Source organism: Pantoea sp. Lu_F5_004, from assembly GCF_051136245.1.
Classification (GTDB): Bacteria; Pseudomonadota; Gammaproteobacteria; order Enterobacterales; family Enterobacteriaceae; genus Pantoea; species Pantoea agglomerans.
Genome location: NZ_CP194946.1, coordinates 409,032 through 432,195, shown reverse-complemented (window position 1 = coordinate 432,195; position 23,164 = coordinate 409,032). Strand labels below are relative to the sequence as shown.

Annotated in this window: 20 protein-coding genes; 15 read left to right on the top strand and 5 right to left on the bottom strand. The window is 55.3% G+C overall.

Annotated elements, in window-relative coordinates; genetic code table 11:
• The first annotated feature begins 108 nt into the window (after positions 1 to 108).
• The 4 genes from mrcA to ACR8BN_RS01955 all read left to right on the top strand — a co-directional run bounded on the left by mrcA (position 109) and on the right by ACR8BN_RS01955 (position 5,588).
• Positions 109 to 2,658 (top strand): peptidoglycan glycosyltransferase/peptidoglycan DD-transpeptidase MrcA, encoded by a 2,550-nt coding sequence (gene mrcA / locus ACR8BN_RS01970; RefSeq protein WP_022624040.1) that lies wholly within the window; start codon positions 109 to 111, stop codon positions 2,656 to 2,658.
• Between the two features lie 486 nt (positions 2,659 to 3,144).
• Positions 3,145 to 3,555 carry a GNAT family N-acetyltransferase gene (locus ACR8BN_RS01965; RefSeq protein ID WP_022624039.1) on the top strand — a complete coding sequence of 137 codons (411 nt, stop codon included), beginning with the start codon at positions 3,145 to 3,147 and terminating at the stop codon, positions 3,553 to 3,555.
• 24 nt (positions 3,556 to 3,579) lie between these two features.
• A complete protein-coding gene (locus tag ACR8BN_RS01960; RefSeq protein WP_039388899.1) occupies positions 3,580 to 4,269 on the top strand; it encodes a helix-turn-helix transcriptional regulator in 690 nt (229 codons plus the stop codon).
• A 20-nt stretch (positions 4,270 to 4,289) separates the two neighbouring features.
• Complete coding sequence (locus ACR8BN_RS01955) at positions 4,290 to 5,588, top strand: cytosine permease (protein WP_115387113.1); 1,299 nt, start codon at positions 4,290 to 4,292, stop codon at positions 5,586 to 5,588.
• A gap of 49 nt (positions 5,589 to 5,637) precedes the next feature.
• Here the strand turns inward: ACR8BN_RS01955 and nudE are convergent, their stop codons facing one another.
• Complete coding sequence (nudE, locus tag ACR8BN_RS01950) at positions 5,638 to 6,201, bottom strand: ADP compounds hydrolase NudE (RefSeq protein WP_039388895.1); 564 nt, start codon at positions 6,199 to 6,201, stop codon at positions 5,638 to 5,640.
• Between the two features lie 391 nt (positions 6,202 to 6,592).
• Between nudE and ACR8BN_RS01945 the strand changes: the two genes are divergently transcribed.
• The 5 genes from ACR8BN_RS01945 to pckA all read left to right on the top strand — a co-directional run bounded on the left by ACR8BN_RS01945 (position 6,593) and on the right by pckA (position 12,755).
• Positions 6,593 to 8,728: an intracellular growth attenuator family protein gene (locus ACR8BN_RS01945; RefSeq protein ID WP_039388893.1), complete on the top strand. Its 2,136-nt coding sequence runs from the start codon at positions 6,593 to 6,595 to the stop codon at positions 8,726 to 8,728.
• Positions 8,729 to 8,785: 57 nt separating this feature from the next.
• Positions 8,786 to 9,433, top strand: coding sequence for a GMP/IMP nucleotidase (gene yrfG, locus ACR8BN_RS01940; RefSeq protein ID WP_039388892.1), 648 nt, complete (start codon positions 8,786 to 8,788; stop codon positions 9,431 to 9,433).
• Positions 9,434 to 9,446: 13 nt separating this feature from the next.
• Positions 9,447 to 9,851, top strand: a complete 405-nt coding sequence (gene hslR / locus ACR8BN_RS01935; RefSeq protein ID WP_010253159.1) for a ribosome-associated heat shock protein Hsp15 — start codon at positions 9,447 to 9,449, stop codon at positions 9,849 to 9,851.
• A gap of 49 nt (positions 9,852 to 9,900) precedes the next feature.
• Positions 9,901 to 10,767 carry an Hsp33 family molecular chaperone HslO gene (gene hslO, locus ACR8BN_RS01930; protein ID WP_275102691.1) on the top strand — a complete coding sequence of 289 codons (867 nt, stop codon included), beginning with the start codon at positions 9,901 to 9,903 and terminating at the stop codon, positions 10,765 to 10,767.
• Positions 10,768 to 11,135: 368 nt separating this feature from the next.
• Entirely contained in the window at positions 11,136 to 12,755 is a 1,620-nt protein-coding gene (gene pckA, locus ACR8BN_RS01925; RefSeq protein ID WP_039388890.1) for a phosphoenolpyruvate carboxykinase (ATP), read from the top strand.
• A gap of 39 nt (positions 12,756 to 12,794) precedes the next feature.
• Here pckA and envZ read toward each other — a convergent pair whose 3' ends face one another.
• A complete protein-coding gene (gene envZ, locus ACR8BN_RS01920) occupies positions 12,795 to 14,162 on the bottom strand; it encodes a two-component system sensor histidine kinase EnvZ (RefSeq protein ID WP_010253168.1) in 1,368 nt (455 codons plus the stop codon).
• Entirely contained in the window at positions 14,159 to 14,878 is a 720-nt protein-coding gene (ompR, locus tag ACR8BN_RS01915) for an osmolarity response regulator transcription factor OmpR (protein WP_003853014.1), read from the bottom strand. Before ompR ends, envZ begins: the two co-directional genes overlap by 4 nt.
• Before the next feature lie 537 nt (positions 14,879 to 15,415).
• On the opposite strand from ompR, the gene yjbE reads away from it, so the two are divergent.
• The 4 genes from yjbE (at position 15,416) to ACR8BN_RS01895 (ending at position 20,565) form a co-directional block, all read left to right on the top strand.
• Positions 15,416 to 15,664: an exopolysaccharide production protein YjbE gene (gene yjbE, locus ACR8BN_RS01910; protein WP_010253177.1), complete on the top strand. Its 249-nt coding sequence runs from the start codon at positions 15,416 to 15,418 to the stop codon at positions 15,662 to 15,664.
• A gap of 182 nt (positions 15,665 to 15,846) precedes the next feature.
• Positions 15,847 to 16,320 carry a transcription elongation factor GreB gene (greB, locus tag ACR8BN_RS01905; protein ID WP_010253180.1) on the top strand — a complete coding sequence of 158 codons (474 nt, stop codon included), beginning with the start codon at positions 15,847 to 15,849 and terminating at the stop codon, positions 16,318 to 16,320.
• A gap of 103 nt (positions 16,321 to 16,423) precedes the next feature.
• The gene (locus ACR8BN_RS01900) at positions 16,424 to 18,751 is read left to right on the top strand and encodes a Tex family protein (RefSeq protein ID WP_069025454.1); all 2,328 of its coding nucleotides are present in this window, start codon (positions 16,424 to 16,426) and stop codon (positions 18,749 to 18,751) included.
• Between the two features lie 128 nt (positions 18,752 to 18,879).
• Entirely contained in the window at positions 18,880 to 20,565 is a 1,686-nt protein-coding gene (locus tag ACR8BN_RS01895; RefSeq protein WP_039387924.1) for an alpha-amylase family glycosyl hydrolase, read from the top strand.
• Here ACR8BN_RS01895 and ACR8BN_RS01890 read toward each other — a convergent pair whose 3' ends face one another.
• Both ACR8BN_RS01890 and bioH read right to left on the bottom strand, forming a co-directional pair.
• Entirely contained in the window at positions 20,566 to 20,835 is a 270-nt protein-coding gene (locus ACR8BN_RS01890) for a YdgH/BhsA/McbA-like domain containing protein (RefSeq protein WP_434747292.1), read from the bottom strand.
• Between the two features lie 170 nt (positions 20,836 to 21,005).
• On the bottom strand, positions 21,006 to 21,782 hold the full coding sequence (gene bioH, locus ACR8BN_RS01885; protein WP_083070484.1) for a pimeloyl-ACP methyl ester esterase BioH: 777 nt from the start codon (positions 21,780 to 21,782) through the stop codon (positions 21,006 to 21,008).
• Between the two features lie 34 nt (positions 21,783 to 21,816).
• On the opposite strand from bioH, the gene gntX reads away from it, so the two are divergent.
• On the top strand, positions 21,817 to 22,497 hold the full coding sequence (gntX, locus tag ACR8BN_RS01880) for a DNA utilization protein GntX (RefSeq protein ID WP_434747291.1): 681 nt from the start codon (positions 21,817 to 21,819) through the stop codon (positions 22,495 to 22,497).
• Positions 22,498 to 22,555: 58 nt separating this feature from the next.
• Positions 22,556 to 23,131: a Fe-S biogenesis protein NfuA gene (gene nfuA / locus ACR8BN_RS01875; protein ID WP_010253194.1), complete on the top strand. Its 576-nt coding sequence runs from the start codon at positions 22,556 to 22,558 to the stop codon at positions 23,129 to 23,131.
• The last annotated feature ends 33 nt before the right edge of the window (positions 23,132 to 23,164 follow it).

Here is a 23,164-nt window from a genome sequence, read left to right as displayed (position 1 = left end):
TCTCCTTATCGTCCGGGAAAATGGACATATCAAAGCGTCTGGCTTGCCTTTATACTACCGCGCGGTTGTTTATAAACTGCTCAAACGACAACAGATGGGAAATTCCAGGTGAAGTTCGTAAAGTATTTATTGATCCTTGCAGTGTGTTGCATCCTGTTGGGAGCTGGCTCGATTTATGGTTTATACAAATACATAGAGCCACAGCTGCCCGACGTAAACACGCTGAAAGATGTGCGTCTGCAAACCCCTATGCAGGTTTACAGCGCCGATGGCGATCTGATCGCCCAGTATGGCGAAATGCGCCGTATTCCTTTGACTCTGCAGCAAGTGCCACCTGTGATGGTGAAAGCGTTTATTGCGACCGAAGATAGCCGTTTTTATGAGCACCATGGTGTTGATCCGGTGGGTATTTTCCGTGCGGCCAGCGTTGCGCTGGTCTCCGGTCACGCCTCGCAGGGTGCCAGTACTATCACTCAGCAGCTGGCCCGTAACTTCTTCCTGAGCCCGGAACGCACCCTGATGCGTAAAATAAAGGAAGCGTTCCTGGCGATCCGCATTGAGCAGTTGCTGAACAAAGATGAAATCCTTGAGCTCTACCTGAATAAGATCTACCTCGGCTACCGTGCTTATGGCGTCGGCGCAGCCTCACAGGTCTATTTTGGTAAGCCGGTTGACCAGCTGTCGCTGAGTGAGATGGCGATGATTGCCGGTCTGCCGAAAGCCCCTTCCACCTTTAACCCGCTTTACTCACCGAGTCGTGCCCTGTCGCGTCGCAACGTGGTGCTGGCGCGTATGCTGGATCAGCATTACATCACGCAGCAGCAGTATGATGAGGCGCGTAATACGCCGCTGGTAGCGAAGTATCACGGCCCGGAAATCGCTTTCTCTGCCCCCTATCTCAGCGAGATGGTGCGTCAGGAGATGGTGAAACGCTACGGTGAGAATGCCTACACCGACGGTTACAAGGTCTACACCACCGTAACCCGTCGCCTGCAGGAAGCCGCGCAGACCTCCGTTCGCAATAACGTCATGGCCTACGATATGCGTCATGGCTATCGCGGCCCGACCAGCGTGCTGTGGAAAGTGGGTGAACCGGCCTGGGATCAGACGAAGATTGAAAAAGCGCTGAAGACGCTGCCGGTCTACGGTCCGCTCAATCCGGCAGTCGTAACGGAAGCGCGCAGCGATGAAGCGACCGTGATGCTGAAAGATGGCAGCAATGTGTCGCTGGCATTAGCCGGTGTGCGCTGGGCGCGTCCTTATAAGTCTGACACCGTGCAGGGCCCGACGCCGAAAAGCGTGACGCAGGTATTGCAGGCCGGCCAGCAGATCTGGGTGCGCAAAGTGGGTGATGAGTGGTGGCTGGGCCAGGTGCCGGATGTGAACTCGGCGCTGGTCTCGCTGGATCCGAATGATGGTGCGGTGCGCGCGCTGGTAGGCGGCTTTGCCTTTAACCAGAGCATGTTTAACCGTGCGACCCAGGCGCTGCGTCAGGTCGGCTCTAACATCAAGCCTTTCCTCTATACCGCCGCAATGGATCGCGGGCTGACGCTCGCCTCAATCCTTAACGATGTGCCGATTTCACGCTGGGATGCGGGTGCGGGTGCTGACTGGCGTCCCAAGAACTCCCCGCCAACTTACGATGGTCCGATTCGCCTGCGTCAGGGTTTAGGCCAGTCGAAAAACGTGGTGATGGTGCGTGCGATGCGTGCGATGGGCGTGGATTACGCCGCGGAGTATCTGCAGCGCTTTGGTTTCCCGGCGCAGAACATTGTTCATACTGAATCGCTGGCATTAGGTGCGGCCTCGTTTACCCCGTTACAGGTGGTGCGCGGCTACTCCGTGATGGCGAATGGCGGCTTCCTGGTCGATCCTTACTTCATCACCCGGATTGAGAACGAACAGGGCGGCCTCGTGTTTGAAGAGAAACCGAAGATCGCCTGCCCGCAGTGCAATCTGCCGGTGATTTACGGCGAGACCAAAAAAGCGCTGGCTCTGAATGAAGAGAGCGTCGAGAACGTTGCTGCCTCAAATAACAACCAGAATCAGGCCGTTCCTCAGCCTGAACTGGAGCAGGTTCCCGCTCAGGCACAACAGGGTGAGCAGCAATATGCACCCCACGTGATCAACACCCCGCTCACCTTCCTGATCAAGAGCGCGCTGAACAGTAACATCTTTGGCGAACCGGGCTGGATGGGAACCGGCTGGCGTGCCGGGCGTGACCTCAAGCGTAATGATATCGGCGGTAAAACCGGTACCACTAACAGCTCGAAAGATGCCTGGTTCTCGGGTTACGGCCCTGGCGTGGTCACCTCAGTCTGGATCGGCTTTGATGATGCGCGCCGCAATCTGGGCCGCAGCACGCTCTCCGGCGCCATTCCCGATCAGATTTCGGGCTATGAAGGGGGTGCCAAGAGCGCGCAACCGGCATGGGATGAGTACATGAAGAGTGCGCTGGATGGTGTACCGGTGCAGCCGTTAACGCCGCCGGATGGCGTGGTCACCGTCACTATCGATCGCAGCACTGGCAAGCTGGCAAATGGTGGGGGTAACACCCGTCAGGAGTACTTCATCAATGGCACCCAGCCAACCGAATATTCGGTTCATGATGTGGGTACCACCATTATGGATAACGGTGAGAGTCACGAGCTGTTCTGATGTGATATCTGCAATGTGAAATATCTGAGGCTGGTCACCTGAAGTGATCAGCCTTTTTTATCGGCCCGCTTATCCTGATGAAACACGCGATACTTTTCGTGCCTGAGCGACTTAGTCAACTGGGATGGGGAAAAAGAAAGGTAAAAGCCGGAGAGAGATCATCATTTGTTGCTGAGGAAAATGCCGATCATCCTGAGCGATCGGCATTAAATCAGTCAGATAATATAAAGCAATGTGTATGAAGCGATTCAGAAAGTGAACCTAAAAAAGAATATAGTTATTATATCACTATGATTAGCTTAGTCTTCCCTGGTGTCAGCAAACATAGTTATTGGCATATCAGCTGAACAACGATAACCAGCTTAATATTAATTGCGCTCAATAACAGGAGGGATATTAACTCTTGCGCATCGCTTATCATCATGATAGGAATAGAAAGCCCGATAACCTCTATTTTGATTTAATCACCTATGGATACTTTTATATATGGAAATTAAAGTGGGCCATACACAAGACCCCAAAACTGAAGAGTATATTATTCAGCGACTCTGGCAGCATAATGGACGCTTTGCTGACATCAATATGAAAACGCTGAATGTTATCCTGTATGACGATCAGAAAAATATCCAGGGTGGCCTGTTAGCCCACACCTGGTGTGGCACGCTGGATATTCATTATTTATGGATAGAGGATACCTGGCGCCTGCATGGCACAGGACGTCAGCTGATGCAGGCAGCGGAAGAAGAAGCGCGCAATCGAGGCTGCCATATGTCCGTCGTTGACACGTTAAGTTTCCAGGCTCGTGGTTTTTACGAAAAACTGGGTTATCGCGTCTATGGCGAACAGGATGGATATGCGCAGCGCTACGCACGTTATTATCTGGCAAAAAGATTATAATCGGAATGCTTTCAGCGAGGCGCCATGGACAGCCCATACCGTAGTATTGATGATTTCATTTCTGCATTCGCCACCACCATGGATTTATTACCGACACCCTGGGGTTTCAAGAATGCCGCATCGCAGCATCTTTATATGAATGAAGCTGCAAAAATGTATACTGCTACGCCTAAAAGTTATTTATTTGAGGGAAAAAGAGACAGTGAGTTCCCCACGCGCTGGAGTGATTGCGCCGATGAATTCTGCGAGCATGATCAACAGGTAAAATTGAATAACAGTAGCGTGGCCGTGATTGAAACCCACTACTGGTATGGCAACAATTATCTCACCCCTTTCATCAGCGAGAAATACCCTGTTTTCGACAACCGAAATCAGTGGCTGGGCTGCATCTGGAATGCACGTCCGGTGGATAACCTTACGGCAATGAGTTTTATCGATCCCAAAAAATCCTCTGTACTGACGACGCGCCTGGAACATTCCCTGTTCACCCCCGCCGAACTGGATGTCATTTTCCTGTTGCTACGGCGATTCAGCGCGAAAGAGATCGCCCGCATCTACAACCTCAGCGTAAAAACTATCGGTAACCGCATCACCACGCTTTATCAAAAAGCGGGTGTGCATTCGCTACAACAATTTGAGAGCTACTGTCGTGCGGAGTCACTGGAGAATTATCTGCCAGAGAGGTTTCTCAGCACAGGCGTTATTTATATATAAACCGGTAAGGAAACCATGTTGTGAGTAAATTTGATGATTATCCACTGAGCCCTGTACCTGCAAATAAAAGGCTCTCACTGCTTAGCGTCGCTATTGTGCATATGGGCATGCTGACTGCGCTGGATCAGTTTATGCTTGGCGCGGTTCTGGGCAACAGTATGACGCCGGGCGAGGCGTTTACCGCAATCACTCTGGCCAGCCTGCTATTTGGCGTACTGACCTTCGCGCTCGGCTATGCAGGGATGCGCGAGGGATTGCCGGGCAGTCTGCTGGCTCGCTGGTGTGGTTTTGGTCGCCACGGCTCAGTGTTCATTGGTCTGCTGGTCGCGGTCAGCCTGCTGGGCTGGTTCGGCATTCAGAATGCCGTTTTCGCCCGATCGCTGAGCTATGCCCTTAACGGCAAAATCAGCTTTGCAGAGTCGGCAGCGCTTTCAGGAACCGTGTTGACTTTACTGGTTACCTTTGGCTTTAAGGCGCTGCGCTTTACCGCACGCATTGCGGTTCCGCTCTTCATCGTGCTGGTCGGCTGGATTTTCTGGCACGCTTTCCACGGCCAGTCTGGCCAGATGACGCCGCCGGTTATTGCGAGCGAAACCATTACCGTGAGCGCCGCCATTACCATGGTAATTGGCGGTGCAATCCTGGCCAGTCTGATGACTCCCGACCTGACGCGTTTCTCACGTAACGGTAAAGATGTCTTCGCCATTACGCTGCTGACCATTCTGGCGGGAGAATATGGGATTAATGGGCTGGCGATTCTGATTGCCAGAGAATTGCAGACCTCAGACATCATCGCGATTATTACTCAAACTACCAGCTCACTGGGTTTGCTGGTTGTGGTCTTTTCTACCCTGCGCATTAACGACCTGAATCTCTATTCGTCAACGCTGGGCATCGCCAATGCGATTGAAGGCTTAACCGGCTATAAGCCGCGTTATCCTGTGATTACGCTGCTGCTCGGCATGCTTGGCACACTCTGTTCAATTCTTGGGATTCTTGATCGTTTTGTCGATTTTCTGGAACTTCTGGGGGTCATCTTCCCGCCAGTACTGGGCGTGATGATCATTGATTACTATGTGCTTAAAACTGACCGCCAGACGCTGGCGCTGAGCCGCAACAGCAATTCCTTACCGGCAACGTCTCAGCTTATCGGCTGGCCCGCACTGATTGCCAGCGCAGCGGGCGCAGCCATCGGGCTGTTGGTTGAGCGCGGCGTACCGGTGCTTAATTCGATTCTCGTGGCATGCGTGGTTTATCTGTTGACCGCCCCGCTGTTGAAGCCCGCATCAGCCATACAGGAAAATGCAAGAGCAGAATAAAATCGAAACGCGCCTGCTGACAGGCGCGTTTCCTTAGCGATGCGCTCGCTCAGTAACTCAGCCGCCCCTGCTTCACCAGCCATTCGCGCGCCATAAACAGCGCACTGACATTACGTGCCTCGCGGAAATCGGGCTCATCCAGCAGCGACATCATATCGCTCAGCGGCCAGCGGTGGACAATCAGCGGCTCCGGCTCATCGCCTTCCAGCTTTTCGGCGTAGAGACCTTCCGCCACCACAATATTCATTTTGCTGGAAAAGTAGGAGGGCGCCATGGTGAGTTTGCCCAGCGTTGTCAGCTCATCAGCACCAAAACCGACCTCTTCTTTCAGTTCGCGAACTGCCGCTTCATTCACGGTTTCACCTGAATCGATCAGCCCCTTGGGGAAACCAAGCTCATAGGTTTCCAGTCCGACGGCATACTCCTGAATCAGGATCAGATGGTCATCAATAATCGGCACAATCATCACCGCTTCACGCTCTGAGGGCTTCATCCGCTCATAAACGCGATGCGCACCATTGCTGAAAGTCAGATCGACCGATTCAATGGTGAATAACCGTGAACGTGCCACGGCGGTGATATTGAGGATGTCAGGTTTTTTTGGAATTTTCATATCAGCCTCAAATTATTTTGCGCCGGCTATCTGGAGCGAATTAGCATACCTAACCACAGGCAATTGTGCGACAGTCAGACAATCACGTTATCGTTACACAGATTACATCGATTGAATAACAGCCTTTGGTTATCAGTTAAGACTAAATTTGCATTAGTCAATATGCTGCGATAAGTTTCAGATAATACCGATATTTAATCCAGTCTGAGCCGGTTACCATTCGGACAAGGCAGGGTTTAACAAATGCTAATCAGATATACGCTGGCACTATTTCATCGGGTGTCTGACTCCTCAGGGTTATATAATCTTCCGGAATGCCTCTTTTATAGCGAGCATAACCGAAAGCGAAAGTTTAAAGTGAAGGCAGCATTTTGGCTGAATTGAGCAGAGCATGAGCACAATCTTGATGATCCTGGCCATAGTGCTGACCTGTTCAATACTGGCAGGCATTGGGTTCTGGTACGCTATGCGGCATCGTCCGCCGTTGGCGAAACCTCTGCCATTTATCAGTCCGCCCTGCCGTAAACTCTCTGCTCAGGAGCGTGAGGCGGTTGATAAGTATGTCGCCGCGCTGGAAAAGCAGCCCCGTACTACGGTGACGACCGATAAGCGCAGCGCGTCCGAACGTCTGACGCTGACGGCACAGAGCAACAATGTCTATCCCGTTACCCGTGCGATTACCCGCTACGGACTCTCTACGGACGATCCCCATAAATGGCGCTACTACCTTGATGAAGTTGAAGTTCATCTGCCGCCGCTGTGGGAACAGTACATCGCCGACGAAAACTACGTTGAGTTAATCCGCACCCAATCTATTCCGCTGGTGATCTCGCTGAACGGCCACTCGCTGGTGGATTACGCCGTGGATCAGCAATCGCTGCCGACGCTGATGCGTCCGGTGTCGACCAACGCCTCTATCCGCAAAGCGGAAACGGAAAACGTCGAACTGCTGCAGGTGCGCAAAGAGACGCCGGAAGAGTATCGTCTGTCGCGGCCAGATGGCACGCGTGAAGCGGTGATCATCTCTCTTGCCTTCTTACTCTTCTTCTTCAGCCTGTTAGTACCCGCAACGCTGATGATCTGGCTGGTGCTGACGGGAGCAGTCATGATTGCTGCCAGCCTGTGGCTGCTCTACCGCATTCCAGGTGAGCGCGGCCTGCGTGACATACACTGCCTGCGCGGCGCGCCAAAGCGCTGGGGCCTGTTCAGCGAATCGAACCAGGAGCAGAGCAATATCACACTGGGGATTATTGACCTCGCCTATCCACCGCACTGGCAGCCTTATGTGGCGCACGATCTCGGACAGGTGACGGATGTGGAGATCTACCTCAACCGTCAGGTTGTGCGTCAGGGCCGCTTCCTGTCGCTGCAGGATGAAGTCAAAAACTTCCCTATTCAGCGCTGGCGGAAAAACGTAGTGCTGGCCTGTGGTTCACTGATGGTGCTGACCATGCTGGTCACCTGGATCCCGCTCGGCATGCCGATCAAGCTCAGTCTGGCCTGGGCCAGGGGCACCGACAGCCTGGAGGTCAGCAGCGTCGATAAACTCAGCAGCGTGCCCCTGAATATTGGCGACAACCTCAAAGTAAGCGGTACCGGCATGTGTTCGGTGCCGGACAACTATCAGAGCAACCGAAGTTACGCCTTCATGCCGTTCGACTGCTCGGCGGTCTACTGGAATAACGCCACGCCGTTGCCGCAGCCGCAATCGGACATTATTGATAAAGCCGCTGCTCTGCAGGAGACCACCACAAAGCAGCTGCATCCGGAAACCAATACCGATCCTAAACTGAATCCGCAGCTGGCCTCCGCGATTCAGAAGTCCGGCATGATTCTGCTGGATGACTTCTCCGATCTGGTGATGAAAACGCAGGATCTCTGTAATCAGCCACAGGATTGTATGCGCCTGAAAAATGCGCTGGTGAACCTGGGCAATGCCAAAGACTGGGAAGCGCTGATGCGTCGCGCAGATTCCGGCCAGCTAAACGGCATGAATGTGCTGCTGCGGCCGGTCAGTGCCGAAGCCCTGGAAAACCTGGTTAATACCGCCACCTCGACCTTCTTTTTCCGCGAAACCCGTCGTGCGGCAGAAAATCTTAACAGCCCGCCGCCAGGGGGGTTCCTGATCGTCAGCGACGAGGGTCGCCAGCTGGTGAATCAGCCTCAGCCAACCGTGTCGCTGTTTGATCTCGATCCGCCCTCTCAGTGGCGCGAACTGCAACGTATCTCCGCCATGCTGCTGCATACGCCTTTCAGCGCCAGCGGCATCATCACCAGCATTTCAACGGATGCCAACGGCACGCGTCATATCGTGTTGCACAATGAACCGGATGCCATGGCGCAGTGGCGCTATCTCGGCACCGTATTGCTGCTGCTGGTGCTGCTGACCTGCGGTGTGATCAATGGGTTACTGGCGCTGCGCCGTATGCACCTTAATCGCCAGCGCATGATCGATATCCAGCACTACTACGACAAGTGCTTCAATCATAACCTCGGCACTTTGCAGAGCGTGCGCCCGATATTCTGAGCCCTGCCCTTCTGTGCTACCCTGTCGCCCGGTTTTTTTACAGGGTGAAACATCCGCATGCTCAACTGGTCTGAGATTGATACCGTGCTGCTCGACATGGATGGCACGCTGCTGGATTTGGCGTTTGATCGTCACTTCTGGCTGGATCATGTGCCTGAACAACTCAGTCAGCAACGCGGCATTACCCGGGCGGAAGCCGAAGCGATCATCGCGGAAAAGTATCAGGCCGTCGCCCATACGCTAAACTGGTATTGTCTGGATTACTGGGCAGAAGCGCTGGCGCTGGACATTCGTGCCATGACATGGGCGATGCGCAGCCGCATTGCGCTGCGTGACGATACTCTGCCTTTTTTGCAGGCTCTGCGTCGCGCGGGCAAGTCCACTATCCTGCTGACCAACGCGCATCCTTACAATCTGGACGTCAAACTGGCGCAGACGGGTTTAGCGCCGCACCTTGATTTATTACTTTCCACCCATACCTTTGGGTATCCGAAAGAAGACCAACGTTTATGGCAGGCGGTACAACAGCACACCGGCTTTTCTGCGCCGCGCACGCTGTTTATCGATGATAGCGAAGTGATTCTGGATGCTGCGACGACATGGGGCATCGGCGAGTGCTTAGGCGTAAAGAACCCCGATTCGGGTCGCCCTGAGCAAATCTTTCAGCGTCATCGCGCCACCGGCGATTACCGGACGCTGATCTGAGTCAGGAGCAGCAATGAAGAAAGAGAAAAGCAGCGAAGAGGTACGCCTCGACAAGTGGCTGTGGGCCGCGCGCTTTTACAAAACCCGGGCAATTGCGCGGGAGATGATTGAAGGCGGCAAAGTGCATTACAACGGCCAGCGCAGCAAACCTGGCAAAGTGGTGGAGCTGAATGCGGAACTGACACTGCGTCAGGGCAACGATGAACGCACCGTGGTGGTGGCGGACATCAGCGCTCAGCGCCGTCCCGCCAGCGAGGCCCAGCAGCTCTATCGCGAAACCGATGCCAGCATTGAAAAACGCGAAAAAATGGCGCAGGCGCGCAAAATGAATGCGCTGACTATGCCCCATCCCGATCGGCGACCTGACAAAAAAGAGCGTCGCGATTTGATGAAGTTTAAATTATCGGGCGATGAGTAACACCGTCTTAGCTGACGCGCCATCGCCCCGTACCAGTGAGAGAAAAAATATGTCAGTCCAGGATCAACTGCACCGTTATCTGTTTGAAAATGCCGCCGTGCGCGGCGAGCTGGTGAACGTCTCTGAAACCTGGCGTGAAACCGTAAAGAACCATGACTATCCGGCACCGGTTAAAACGCTGCTGGGTGAGATGCTGGTCGCCACCAGCCTGCTGACTGCCACGCTGAAGTTTGATGGCGAAATCACCGTGCAATTGCAGGGTGACGGTCCGCTGTCGCTGGCGGTGATCAACGGTAACAACAACCAGGAACTGCGCGGCGTAGCGCGTATCAAAGGCGACATCCCGGACGACAGTACCCTGAAAAGCATGGTGGGCAATGGCTATCTGGTAATCACCATTTCCCCTGAAAAGGGCGAACGTTATCAGGGTGTGGTGGGACTGGAAGGTGAAACTCTGGCGGAGTGCCTGGAAGATTACTTCATGCGCTCAGAACAGCTGCCAACGCGGCTGTTTATCCGCACCAGCGACAAAGGCGCCGCGGGTATTCTGCTGCAGGTGATGCCGGCGCAGGATACGGAGAAAGAGGTTTTCGACCACCTGGCAACGCTGACCGAAACCATTAAAACGGAAGAGCTGATCGATCTGCCTGCGAATGAAGCGCTGTGGCGTCTCTACCATCAGGAAGAGGTTACCCTCTACGATCCGCAGCCGGTGACCTACAAATGCACCTGCTCGCGTGAGCGCTGTGGCGAAGTTCTGAACACGCTGCCCCAGGAAGAGGTGGATGAGATCATCGCGGAAGATGGCAAAATCGACATGCACTGCGACTATTGCGGCTCAAACTACGTGTTTGACGCCGTCGATATCGCCGCTATCCGCAGCCACTCCCTTGAGAATAATAACCAGCTTCACTGATTTATTGGGCGGCTTCTGCCGCCCCTTCCCCGCCGCCCATCTCTATCCCCATAATTTTTCAGACAAATTATCTTTTTTTACTTTCATAACATCTTTTAAACGTTCGAAACATAGCCTTAACGCGCCCTGAGTCGCATTTTTAGATCACTGCCCTTTTTCCCTTAACGCAGAAGAGTAAACTGCGCGCGATCGTGCAAACGCCCGGAAGTCAGAGGCAGATGCCCTGAATAGCCCGGTGATCTTTGCAGGCTGTCGTGACGAAGCGCAGTCGACTGTCAGTGATTCGCCACAGCCGATACAACAGCCGGTGGCACGATCCCAACCTATCTCTGCTTTGCAGAACAGACACCGATTTAAGGAGCAGTAAAATGCGCGTTAACGGCCTGACCTCGCAAGACCTTGCCGCTTTGGGCATCGTGGATACCACGGAAGTGGTTTACAACCCTGATTACGACACGCTATTTCAGGAAGAGACGCGCCCGGACCTCGAAGGTTTTGCTCGTGGCACCCTGACGCAGAGCGGCGCGATTGCAGTAGACACCGGGATTTTCACCGGGCGATCGCCAAAGGATAAGTACATTGTGCGTGACGACACCACGCGCGATACCCTGTGGTGGAACGACCAGGGCACCGGCAAAAACGACAATCAGCCCTTGTCGCAGGAGACCTGGAACGCGCTGAAAAGCTGCGTCACCCGCCAGCTTTCCGGCAAGCGCCTGTTTGTGGTGGATGCGTTCTGTGGTGCCAATGCCGATTCCCGTCTGAGCGTACGTTTTGTCACCGAAGTGGCCTGGCAGGCACACTTCGTGAAGAACATGTTCATCCAGCCTGACGACGCTGAACTGGCCGAATTTACCCCCGACTTTGTGGTGATGAACGGCGCCAAATGCACCAATCCAGACTGGCAGGCGCAGGGTCTTCACTCTGAAAACTTTGTCGCCTTCAATCTGACTGAACGCATGCAGTTGATTGGCGGAACCTGGTACGGCGGCGAAATGAAGAAAGGTCTGTTCGCCATCATGAACTACCTGCTGCCGCTGAAAGGCATCGCCTCGATGCACTGCTCAGCAAACGTGGGTAAAGCGGGCGATGTGGCGGTCTTCTTTGGCCTCTCAGGCACCGGCAAAACCACGCTCTCTACCGATCCTGACCGCCAGCTGATCGGCGATGATGAGCACGGCTGGGATGATGATGGCGTGTTTAACTTCGAGGGCGGTTGTTACGCCAAAACCATCAACCTTTCTGAGCAGGCTGAGCCGGAGATCTACCGCGCCATTCGCCGCAATGCGCTGCTGGAAAATGTGGTGGTCCGCGAAGATGGCAGCGTCGATTATGACGACGGCAGCAAAACCGAAAACACCCGCGTCTCCTATCCGATCAATCACATCGACAATATCGTGCAGCCGATCTCAAAAGCGGGCCACGCGAAGAAAGTGATTTTCCTGACCGCGGATGCGTTTGGCGTGCTGCCACCGGTTTCACGTCTGACGCCGGAGCAGACGCAGTATCATTTCCTGTCAGGTTTCACCGCCAAACTGGCGGGTACCGAGCGTGGCGTCACTGAGCCGACCCCCACCTTCTCCGCCTGTTTCGGCGCGGCATTCCTGATGCTGCATCCGACGCAGTATGCAGAAGTGCTGGTGAAACGGATGGAGGCGTCCGGTGCGCAGGCTTATCTGGTCAATACCGGCTGGAACGGCAGCGGCAAACGCATCTCACTGAAGAATACCCGCGCCATTATCAATGCCATTCTGGCGGGTGAGCTGGATGATGCGCCGATGGAAACGCTGCCGATCTTTAATCTGCAGATGCCGGTTACGCTGGGCGAACTGGATAGTGATACGCTCGATCCGCGTCGTAGCTGGGAGAGTGAGGAGAAGTGGACCGCCGCCGCCGAAGGTCTGGCGCAGCGTTTTATTGATAACTTCAACAAGTACACGGATAACGCCGCAGGTGCTGCGCTGGTGAAAGCTGGCCCGCAACGCTAAAAGAAGCGGCGCGGCAATGAAACTGCCGCGCCGTTTTTATCATCCCGACACGCTGTTGCTGCCGTTGTTGTGGCTCAGCGCCATGCTTTCCACTAACGGTAACCAGGCACGAATGCGTAAACCGCCGCGTTCGCTCTCGCCAATCTCCAGCGAGCCCTGATGGGCATCAATAATACGCTGCACGATCGCCAGGCCCAGACCGGTACCGCTGGTGCTGCGGGCGCTGTCGCCGCGCACAAAGGGCTGGAACAGATGCGCCAGCTGATCCGGCTTGATGCCAGGTCCATCATCTTCCACCTGGAACCAGGCACGATGCAGTTCCCGTCCGCTGCTGACCCTGATCCAGCCATTACCGTATCGTGCGGCGTTGACCACCAGGTTAGCCAGTGCCCGTTTAATCGATAGCGGGTTGATATCCAGCATTAACTCTTCCGGCATCACCGCATTTTCGATCTCACGTTCATAGCCGCTTTCAGCGGCCACCACTTCGCCCAGCACACTGTTAAGGTCGGCGCGCTCAGTCTGCATCTCCTGACCGGTACGCAGGTAGTCAATGAACTGTTCGATAATGGCGTTGCACTCTTCGATATCTTTATTAATCGATTCGGCCAGGTAGCCATCCTGCTCGCTCATCATCTCGGTGGCGAGACGAATACGGGTCAGCGGCGTTCGCAAATCATGGCTGACTCCCGCCATTAACAGCGTGCGGTCGTCCGCCAGCTGCTTCACCCCGGCCGCCATCTGGTTAAAGGCGCGGGTCACCGATCGCACTTCTGACGCGCCATACTCGCGCAGCGGCGGCGGAATAATCCCGCGCCCGACCTGCAGGGCGGCGTGCTCCAGATCCACCAGCGGTCGGTTCTGGATGCGGATAAACAGCCAGGCACCGCCAATCGCCAGCAGCATAATCGCCAGGGTGTAGCGGAACAGCGGCGAGAAGTCGCCCTGATGAATCTCAGTCAACGGCACCCGCACCCAGATATCGGGCGACAGCCAGGTTTTCAGCCAGACGACGGGCGAGTTTTTGTTAACCTCAACCCGCACATCGGTGGGACCGCCAAGCTGCTGGCCCATCTGCTCGCTCAGGAATTCATAGTGCTGCGCCCATCGCAATCCGCTCTCCTCTGCTGCTGCATTGGTGTAGAGCGAGATCCCCAGTTCGCGGTAGATTTCCCGGCGAAACGCCGGTGGCACTTCCAGCTGCGTGCCATCTTCCAGCTGCAACCGGTCGGTCATCAGCATACGAACTTCGTAAGCGAGCACCTTATTGAACTGTTGCAGGCTGGGAAGAATGGCGAAGTTCAGCACCACCAGATAGGTCGTTACCAGGCTGACAAACAGCAGGGTAACGATCAGCAGCAGGGTGCGGGCAAACGAACTGCGAGGCGAGAAGCGCAGTCGCTTCATGCTTTACTGCCGTCCGGCACAAAGACGTAGCCCAGACCCCAGACGGTCTGGATATAACGCGGATGCGCAGGATCCTCTTCCACCATGCGACGCAGGCGAGAGATCTGGACGTCAATCGAACGTTCCATGGCGCTGTATTCACGGCCACGCGCCAGGTTCATCAGCTTATCGCGAGACAGCGGCTCACGCGGATGGCTGACCAGTGCTTTCAGCACCGCAAACTCGCCGCTGGTCAGCGGCATCGGCTCATCTTCACGGAACATCTCGCGGGTGCCGAGGTTAAGTTTGAACTTACCAAACGCGATGATCGCCTCTTCCTGCGAAGGCGCGCCTGGCAGTTCATTGGCCTGACGGCGCAGCACCGCTCGGATACGCGCCAGCAGCTCACGCGGGTTAAAGGGTTTAGGAATATAGTCGTCAGCGCCGATCTCCAGCCCCACGATACGATCCACCTCTTCGCCCTTGGCGGTCACCATAATAATCGGCATCGGGTTGCTCTGACTGCGCAGACGACGGCAGATAGAGAGACCATCCTCGCCCGGCAACATCAGATCGAGCACCATCAGATGGAAGGATTCACGGGTTAACAGACGATCCATCTGCTCGGCATTAGCGACACTGCGCACCTGAAAGCCCTGCTCGGTGAGATAGCGTTCAAGCAGTGCACGCAGACGCATATCATCATCGACGACCAGAATTTTGTAGTTCTCTTGCATTTTCAACTCCCAAAGGCGCTATTGCCTGAGCCAACATTGTTAAAAAAAGATGCCTTATAGTGACAGTCATTAATGGTTTATATTCTAGCCAAAATTGTTACAAAGCATATTAAACAGGAGCTTATATTTGATTTAAGGCGATTCCGGGCCAGTTTTAACGCGTCTGGCGCTGCCCGGCCCCGGTTACGGCAAATCTGAAAAAATGGCTCTGTTTCTCTGAATCGCTGGCGTCAGAAGCGGTCCGGTTTTTATTCGATGAACGAATTCAGCAAGTTAGCAGACAATTTGACTTAATGATCAGCCATCATTGTGGATAAGCTCCAGATAATCTACCTCAACAGCGGCCAGGCAGCATAATATTCCAGCAAACCTGCGTAACGCCCCACTCTCCTCTCGGATTAGTTTCAGCGGTGCCACCAGCAAGGCCAGTTGAAATTAAAGCCCGTTAAATCAATCAGTAAAGCCAACTTTTCGCCTTCTCCGTTTTCAACCAGACTGCTCAGGCAACATTCGATGTCTCAACGGGGATTACACACAATGAAAAAAACAATTTTACTGCTGAGCGCGCTGGCATTAAGCAGCGTCACTCCAGCTTATGCTGCCACAGCCACCGGTGAAGCAGCTGGCGCAGCGGCAACCACCACAGCACAAGGTAATTCTAACGCCATCGGTGTTGGCGCAGTCGCAGCCCTGCTGGGCGTTGCACTGGCCACCATGGGCGGCGGCGGCGGTGACGGTCACAGCACCGGTACATCGACCACCACGGCGACTCACGCCGGTAAATAAGTATCACGATTTCTTTTACAGCTTCAGATTACTGGCTTCAGATTGTTGTTCAGCACCAACCCTTTCGCCGCCGGGGAAGTCAACGTGGGTTTTTAGCCTTTAAAAACCCTTTCCCCGCCCTTTTTTGCCGCGCCCCCTTTGTCTTACACTGTTCTTCTTTGGATCTCTCTGGCCGGTATAGCATGAAAACCCGACTCATTACCCGCGAAGGCTTCGATAAGCTGAAAGCAGAACTCGACTATCTCTGGCGTGAAGAGCGACCGGAAGTGACAAAAAAAGTCACCTGGGCTGCCAGTCTTGGCGATCGCAGTGAAAATGCCGATTATCAGTACAACAAAAAACGGCTGCGTGAAATCGACCGTCGCGTTCGCTATCTGACCAAAAGTCTTGAACAGCTGCGTATCGTTGACTATTCCCCTCAGCAGGATGGCAAAGTCTTCTTTGGCGCCTGGGTGGAAATTGAAAACGATGAGGGCGACCTCAAACGCTTCCGCATTGTGGGCTACGATGAGATTTTTGGCCGCAAAGATTACATCTCCATCGACTCGCCCATGGCGCGGGCGCTGCTGAAAAAAGAGGTCGGCGATGCCGCCACCGTCGAGACGCCAGTGGGGCCGGCGCTGTGGTATATCAACGCGATTGACTACCCGCAATAACCCTTCAGATTATCGCTGAAAGCCGCCCGCGTCTCTGGCAATTTTAACCATCAATCCGTATAACTGTCGGCTATTTCTCAACCCGGAAAGCAAGACAATCCTGATGATGAAAGTTCTGAGCCAGATAATTGCCAGTGAGCTCCAGGCGCGTCCAGAGCAAGTTGACGCCGCCGTTCGCCTGCTGGATGAAGGGAATACCGTGCCGTTTATCGCACGCTATCGTAAAGAGGTCACCGGCGGGCTGGATGATACCCAGTTGCGCCAGCTGGAAACCCGCCTCAGCTATCTGCGTGAACTTGAAGAGCGACGCCAGTCGATTCTGAAGTCGATTGACGATCAGGGGAAACTCACTGACGACCTCGCCCGCGCGATCAACACCACCCTCAGCAAAACCGAGCTTGAAGACCTCTACCTGCCCTACAAACAGAAACGCCGGACGCGTGGACAGATCGCTATCGAAGCGGGTCTGGAGCCGCTGGCGGAGACGCTGTGGCAGGATCCGTCTCACATCCCTGAGCAGCTTGCCGAACAGTATGTCGATGCCGATAAAGGCGTCGCCGACGTCCGTGCCGCGCTGGATGGTGCCCGCTACATTCTGATGGAGCGTTTCGCTGAAGATGCCGCGCTGCTGGCGAAGGTGCGTAATTACCTGTGGAAAAATGCCCATCTGGTGTCACGCGTGGTGGAAGGCAAAGAGGAAGCGGGCGCGAAGTTCCGCGACTACTTTGATCACCATGAAGCGCTGAGCGGCGTGCCGTCGCACCGTGCGCTGGCGATGCTGCGTGGCCGCAACGAAGGCGTGCTGCAACTGTCGCTGAATGCCGATCCGCAGTTTGATGAAGCACCGCGTGAAAGCCATGGTGAAACGCTGATTGCTGAGCACCTGAACCTGCGCCTGAATAACGCTCCTGCCGACAGCTGGCGTAAAGCGGTGGTGAGCTGGACGTGGCGCATCAAGGTGATGCTGCATCTGGAAACGGAGCTGATGGGCACGGTGCGCGAACGCGCAGAAGATGAAGCGATTAACGTCTTTGCCCGCAACCTGCACGATCTGCTGATGGCCGCTCCCGCCGGTATGCGCGCCACCATGGGGCTGGATCCGGGCCTGCGCACCGGCGTCAAAGTGGCGGTGGTCGATGCCACCGGCAAGGTCGTCGCGACCGATACCGTCTATCCGCATACCGGCCAGACCGCGAAAGCCGCGGCCGCCGTAGCGGCACTCTGCATTAAGCATCAGGTTGAGCTGGTGGCGATTGGCAACGGCACTGCTTCACGTGAAACTGAGCGCTTCTTCCTGGATCTGCAGCAGCAGTTCCCGCAGGTCACGGCGCAGAAAGTGATTGTCAGTGAAGCTGGCGCATCTGTCTATTCGGCCTCTGAACTGGCGGCGCTGGAGTTCCCGGATCTCGATGTTTCACTGCGCGGCGCGGTGTCGATTGCCCGACGTTTGCAGGATCCGCTGGCTGAGCTGGTGAAAATCGACCCGAAATCGATCGGGGTGGGTCAGTATCAGCATGACGTCAGTCAGAGCCAGCTGGCGAAGAAACTCGACGCGGTAGTAGAAGATTGCGTGAACGCCGTCGGCGTTGACCTCAACACCGCCTCGGTGCCGCTGCTGACCCGCGTAGCGGGCCTGACGCGCATGATGGCGCAGAATATTGTCGGCTGGCGTGATGAGCATGGCCGCTTCCAGAACCGTCAGCAGTTGCTGAAAGTGAGCCGCCTTGGGCCAAAAGCCTTTGAGCAGTGTGCGGGCTTCCTGCGCATCAACCATGGCGATAACCCGCTGGACGCCTCAACTGTGCATCCGGAAGCCTACCCGGTGGTGGAGCGCATCCTGGCCGCCACCGAGCAGGCACTGAGCGATCTGATGGGCAACGCAGGCAGCCTGCGTAATCTCAGCGCCCGCGATTTCATTGATGAACGTTTTGGTCTGCCGACCGTCACCGACATCATGAAAGAGCTGGAGAAACCGGGCCGCGATCCGCGTCCTGAGTTTAAAACTGCACAGTTCGCTGAAGGCGTAGAGACGCTGAACGATCTGACGCCGGGCATGATCCTCGAAGGTGCCGTCACTAACGTGACCAACTTCGGTGCATTTGTGGATATCGGCGTGCATCAGGATGGCCTGGTGCATATCTCTTCGCTCTCCGATCGCTTCGTGGAAGATCCACATCAGGTGGTGAAAGCGGGCGATATCGTTAAAGTGAAAGTGATGGAGGTCGATCTCCAGCGCAAGCGTATTGCCCTGACCATGCGTCTTGATGAGCAGCCTGGCGAAGGCAATGCCCGTGGTGGCGCGAAGAACGCTGCTCCGCGCGAAGAGAAACGTCAGAACAACGCAAAAGGTCGTCCGCGTCCGGTCAGCTCGTCAGCAGGTAACAGTGCGATGGGTGATGCGCTGGCTGCTGCTTTCGGTAAAAAACGCTAAGCTTTTCAGGGGGCCACTGCCTGGCCCCCTCTTCACACCCCTCTCCCCGGTTGAAAATCCCCGCCATCGCGCTACGCTAAAAAGACGCCTGTCATAAAAACAACACCTGCTGTGGCACCCAATTCACGATGGAAACGATCACCGATCTGATTGATAAGATTTATGCTGGCACATTTCCGGAGGCGACCTTTGCGCGCCTGCTGGCTGACATCGCCACAGCCCGCGAGGCCATTAAGCTGCCGCGCAAGGCACACTGGGATGAGCAGGATGTGGTGCTGATCACCTATGCCGATCAGTTTCGCGAAGCCGATAAACCCACGCTCAGCACCTTTTCCCGGTTCTATCAGCAGCACCTCCAATCCACGTTTCCGCTGGTTCACCTGCTGCCCTTTTTCCCCTGGTCGTCCGATGACGGCTTTTCGGTGATTGATTACCATCAGGTCGATCCGCTGTGCGGCGACTGGCAGGATATCGCGCGGCTGCATCAGGAAACCCGGCTGATGTTCGACTTTGTCTGCAACCATATGTCGGCACACAGCGCCTGGTTCAGCCACTTCCTGGCGCAGGATCCCGGCTGGGACGATTTCTTTATCAGTATGCCGCCCGCCACCGATCTCAGCGCCGTGACGCGTCCGCGCACCTCGCCGCTGCTGACGCCGTTTAAAATGGCGGATGGCGATACCCGCTTTATCTGGACCACTTTCAGCGCCGACCAGATCGACCTCAACTTTGCCAATCCCGAGGTGCTGCTGCGCATGGTCAATGTGCTGCTCGACTACCTGAAACGCGGCGCTGACTATGTGCGTCTCGATGCGGTCGGCTACATGTGGAAAACGCCCGGCACGCGCTGTATTCATCTGGAAAAGACCCATCAGCTGGTGAAGCTGTTTCGCGCTATTGCCGACCAGGTTGCGCCAGGCACGGTGATTATCACCGAGACCAACGTGCCGCATCAGGACAACATCAGCTATCTGGGCAACGGGCACGATGAGGCGCAGATGGTCTATCAGTTTTCGCTGCCGCCGCTGGTGCTGCATGCGATTCACACCGGCTCGGCGCGCGCCCTGCGGCAGTGGGCGAGCGCTCTGGATCTCAGCAGCAACGACACCACCTTTTTCAACTTCCTGGCGTCACACGACGGCATCGGCCTTAATCCGGCACGCGGCATTTTGTCTGAAGTGGAGATTGTCGCGCTGGTGCGCGATCTGGCGCTGGAAGGCGCGCTGGTCTCCTATAAAAACAACCCTGACGGCACCACCAGCCCCTATGAAATCAACGTCACCTATCTGGATGCGCTCAACCGTGAAGACGACGATGACGCCACGCGGCTGAAACGTTTTTTGCTGGCCCATGCGATTCTGCTGGTCTTTCCCGGCGTGCCTGCCATCTATATCCAGAGCATTCTGGGTGGTCGTAACCATTACGATGGCGTGCGCGCCGCCGGACACAACCGGGCGATTAATCGGCAGAAGTATGATTTACAGCAGATAGAAGCGGATCTGGCGGGCGGTAACTGGCTGCGCCAGCAGGTCTATACCCGGCTCGGCCAGCTGATTCAGCTGCGTCGTCGCCAGCCTGCGTTTCACCCGGATAATCCGATGACGCTTTATGAGAGCGAAAACGCCGTGCTGGTGCTCAGACGTCATCAGCCAGAAAGCGGTGACGGGCTGCTGTGCGTGTTTAATCTCAGTGGACGGTCAGTGGAGACGCAATTGCCGGTGGCGCATACGTTGCAGGATGTGGTGAGCGGAGAGAAAATTGATGGCACCCAGCCGGTTAAGCTGGATGCCTGGCAGTTCATGTGGCTACGTTAATTACTTGTACACTTCAGCCGTTGCGCTGAATTTGCCGTGTTCGCGACCCGCGATCACCAGGTAATATTTACCGCCTTTTTCGTCAGCGAGCTGCGACAGCACTTTTTTAGCATCCATTGGCGAGGTGGTTTCCGCCGTGGTGTTAACGGTGCCAATCTTCTGCAGGTTCATTGTCTTAACTTCTTCTTTGGTGACTTCCTTCGCTGCCATCGCAGAAAATGAAATCGTGCCCATCATCATTGAAGCCACAACCCATTTAAAAACCTTCATTATGTTTACCCTCATTCATGATCCATTGTGAGATGTAAGCAGCCGCTAAACGCGTAAGGCAGTATGGAACGGCATAGTCATTTCCATGACTAATCACATAAAATTGCAACGGCCTCGCTCACAGAGAGAAGTATTGCTGCTGTCGGCGATTTTGCCAGTTCAAAGCGTCATTATCCCGGCAGATTACTGATAAAATTAACAATATGCTGGCAAAAGCTCTCAGGATGGGAAATAAAAGGCGCATGTGCGGCTTTTTCGATAACCACTGAGGGCGATGCTGGCAACATTTCATCTATCTCCGCCGCAATCCGGCGCGGCACTAGTCCATCTAACGCGCCATAGAGTCGCAGGAACGGCAGCGTAATTTGCGGTAACGCGTCGCGCAGATCGACCTGGCGCAGAATCTCCAGCCCGCCATCCAGCACCGCCACCTCCGGCATCGGCTGCGACAGCACCACCTCTTTCAGCTGCCGCGCATCGGCGCGAGCCGTTTCGGTACCCAGCGTCTGCAGCGCCAGAAAGCGCTCCACCGTGCGCTGGAAATCGTTGCTGAGCATCTGCTGAAAGTTCTGCAGCGTCTCCGGTTTAATGCCGGGCCAGCTCTCTGTGGCGGTGAAACAGGGCGACGACGCAACGGTGATCAGTGCAGCCATTTTTTCTGGCGCACTCAGCGCCAGCTGCGTCGCCACCAGTCCGCCCAGCGACCAGCCGACCACAATCGCCTGCGGTGGCAGCGCAGGCAGCAACTGCGCTGCCATCTGCTCAAGCGTCAGCGCACCGAAATGCTGGCTGCGGCCATAGCCGGGCAGATCGACCAGATGCAGGCGATAGTGCGCGCTGAGTCGCGGAATTATGCTTTGCCAGACTTCGGCATTCAGTCCCCATCCGTGCAGCAGCACAAGATCGCGTTTTCCTTCTCCGCAGGTGTGCCAGTAGAGCGACGTCATCAGTTACTATCCCGAAAATGATAAGGAGGTCGCTATGCTAGCAATGCCCGCCCTGTGTTGGCTATGCCGGATGCCGTTGCGGATAGCCCGGCACGGCATCTGCAGCTTATGTCTGAGCGCATTACCGCCGTTACCGCTGCTCTGTCCGCGCTGCGGATTGCCGGCAGGTTCAGCAAAGGTCGCCTGTGGCCGCTGCCAGCTTAAACCGCCCGCCTGGCAGGCGCTGGTCTGCGTCAATGACTATTGTCCGCCGTTCAGCCAGTGGGTTAACCAGCTTAAATTTTCTCACATAACCGCACTCAGAGTGATGCTGGCGCGGCTGCTTTTGCTAAGCTGGCTTAATGTTTACCGGCGTGGCAGTGTGCCGCGTCCCGATCTGCTGCTGCCGGTTCCGCTGCATCGGCGACGACGCTGGCAGCGTGGCTTTAATCAGACGGTATTACTGGCCGCACCGCTGGCGCACTGGCTGGGATGTGAATGGCGCGAAGGTCTTTCCCGCAAGCGCGGGGGCGCATTACAGCATCAGCTCAGCGCCCGCCAGCGCCGCACCAACTTACGGGGTGCTTTCCGCCTTGAAATGGCGGTGCAGGGACGCCATATCGCTCTGCTGGATGACGTCATTACCACCGGCAGTACGGTAGATGAAATCAGCCGCCTGTTAATGGCCCAGGGTGCCGCCAGCGTGCAGGTCTGGTGCCTGTGCCGTACCTTGTAGAGCGTCTTTGATGGGCGTATTATAACCAACTAAGTTAGTCAACTATTGAGCAATCGACATGATCCGAATTACTGACTCTGCCCAGGAACATTTTTCTAAACTGCTATCCAAACAAGAAGATGGCACCCAGATTCGCGTATTCGTGATTAACCCGGGTACGCCAACAGCCGAGTGTGGCGTCTCTTACTGTCCGCCCGATGCCGTTGAAGCTACTGACACCGAACTGAAGTTCGAAAAGCTCTCTGCTTACGTTGATGAACTGAGCAAGCCGTATCTGGAAGATGCTGAAATTGACTTCGTTACCGACAATCTTGGTTCACAGCTGACGCTGAAAGCGCCGAATGCCAAAATGCGTAAAGTCTCTGATGATGCGCCAATGGTTGAGCGCGTTGAGTATCTGCTTCAGGCGCAGATCAACCCACAGCTGGCCGGCCATGGTGGTCGCGTGTCGCTGATGGAGATCACCGATGAGGGCTACGCCATTCTGCAGTTTGGCGGCGGCTGTAACGGCTGTTCGATGATCGACGTGACCCTGAAAGATGGTATTGAGAAAGAGCTGCTGGCCGCCTTCCCGGAACTCAAAGGCGTGCGGGATATTACTGAGCATCAGCGCGGTGAACACTCGTTCTACTGATGTTAAGCGCGGCAGCCTGGCTGCCGCGCTTCT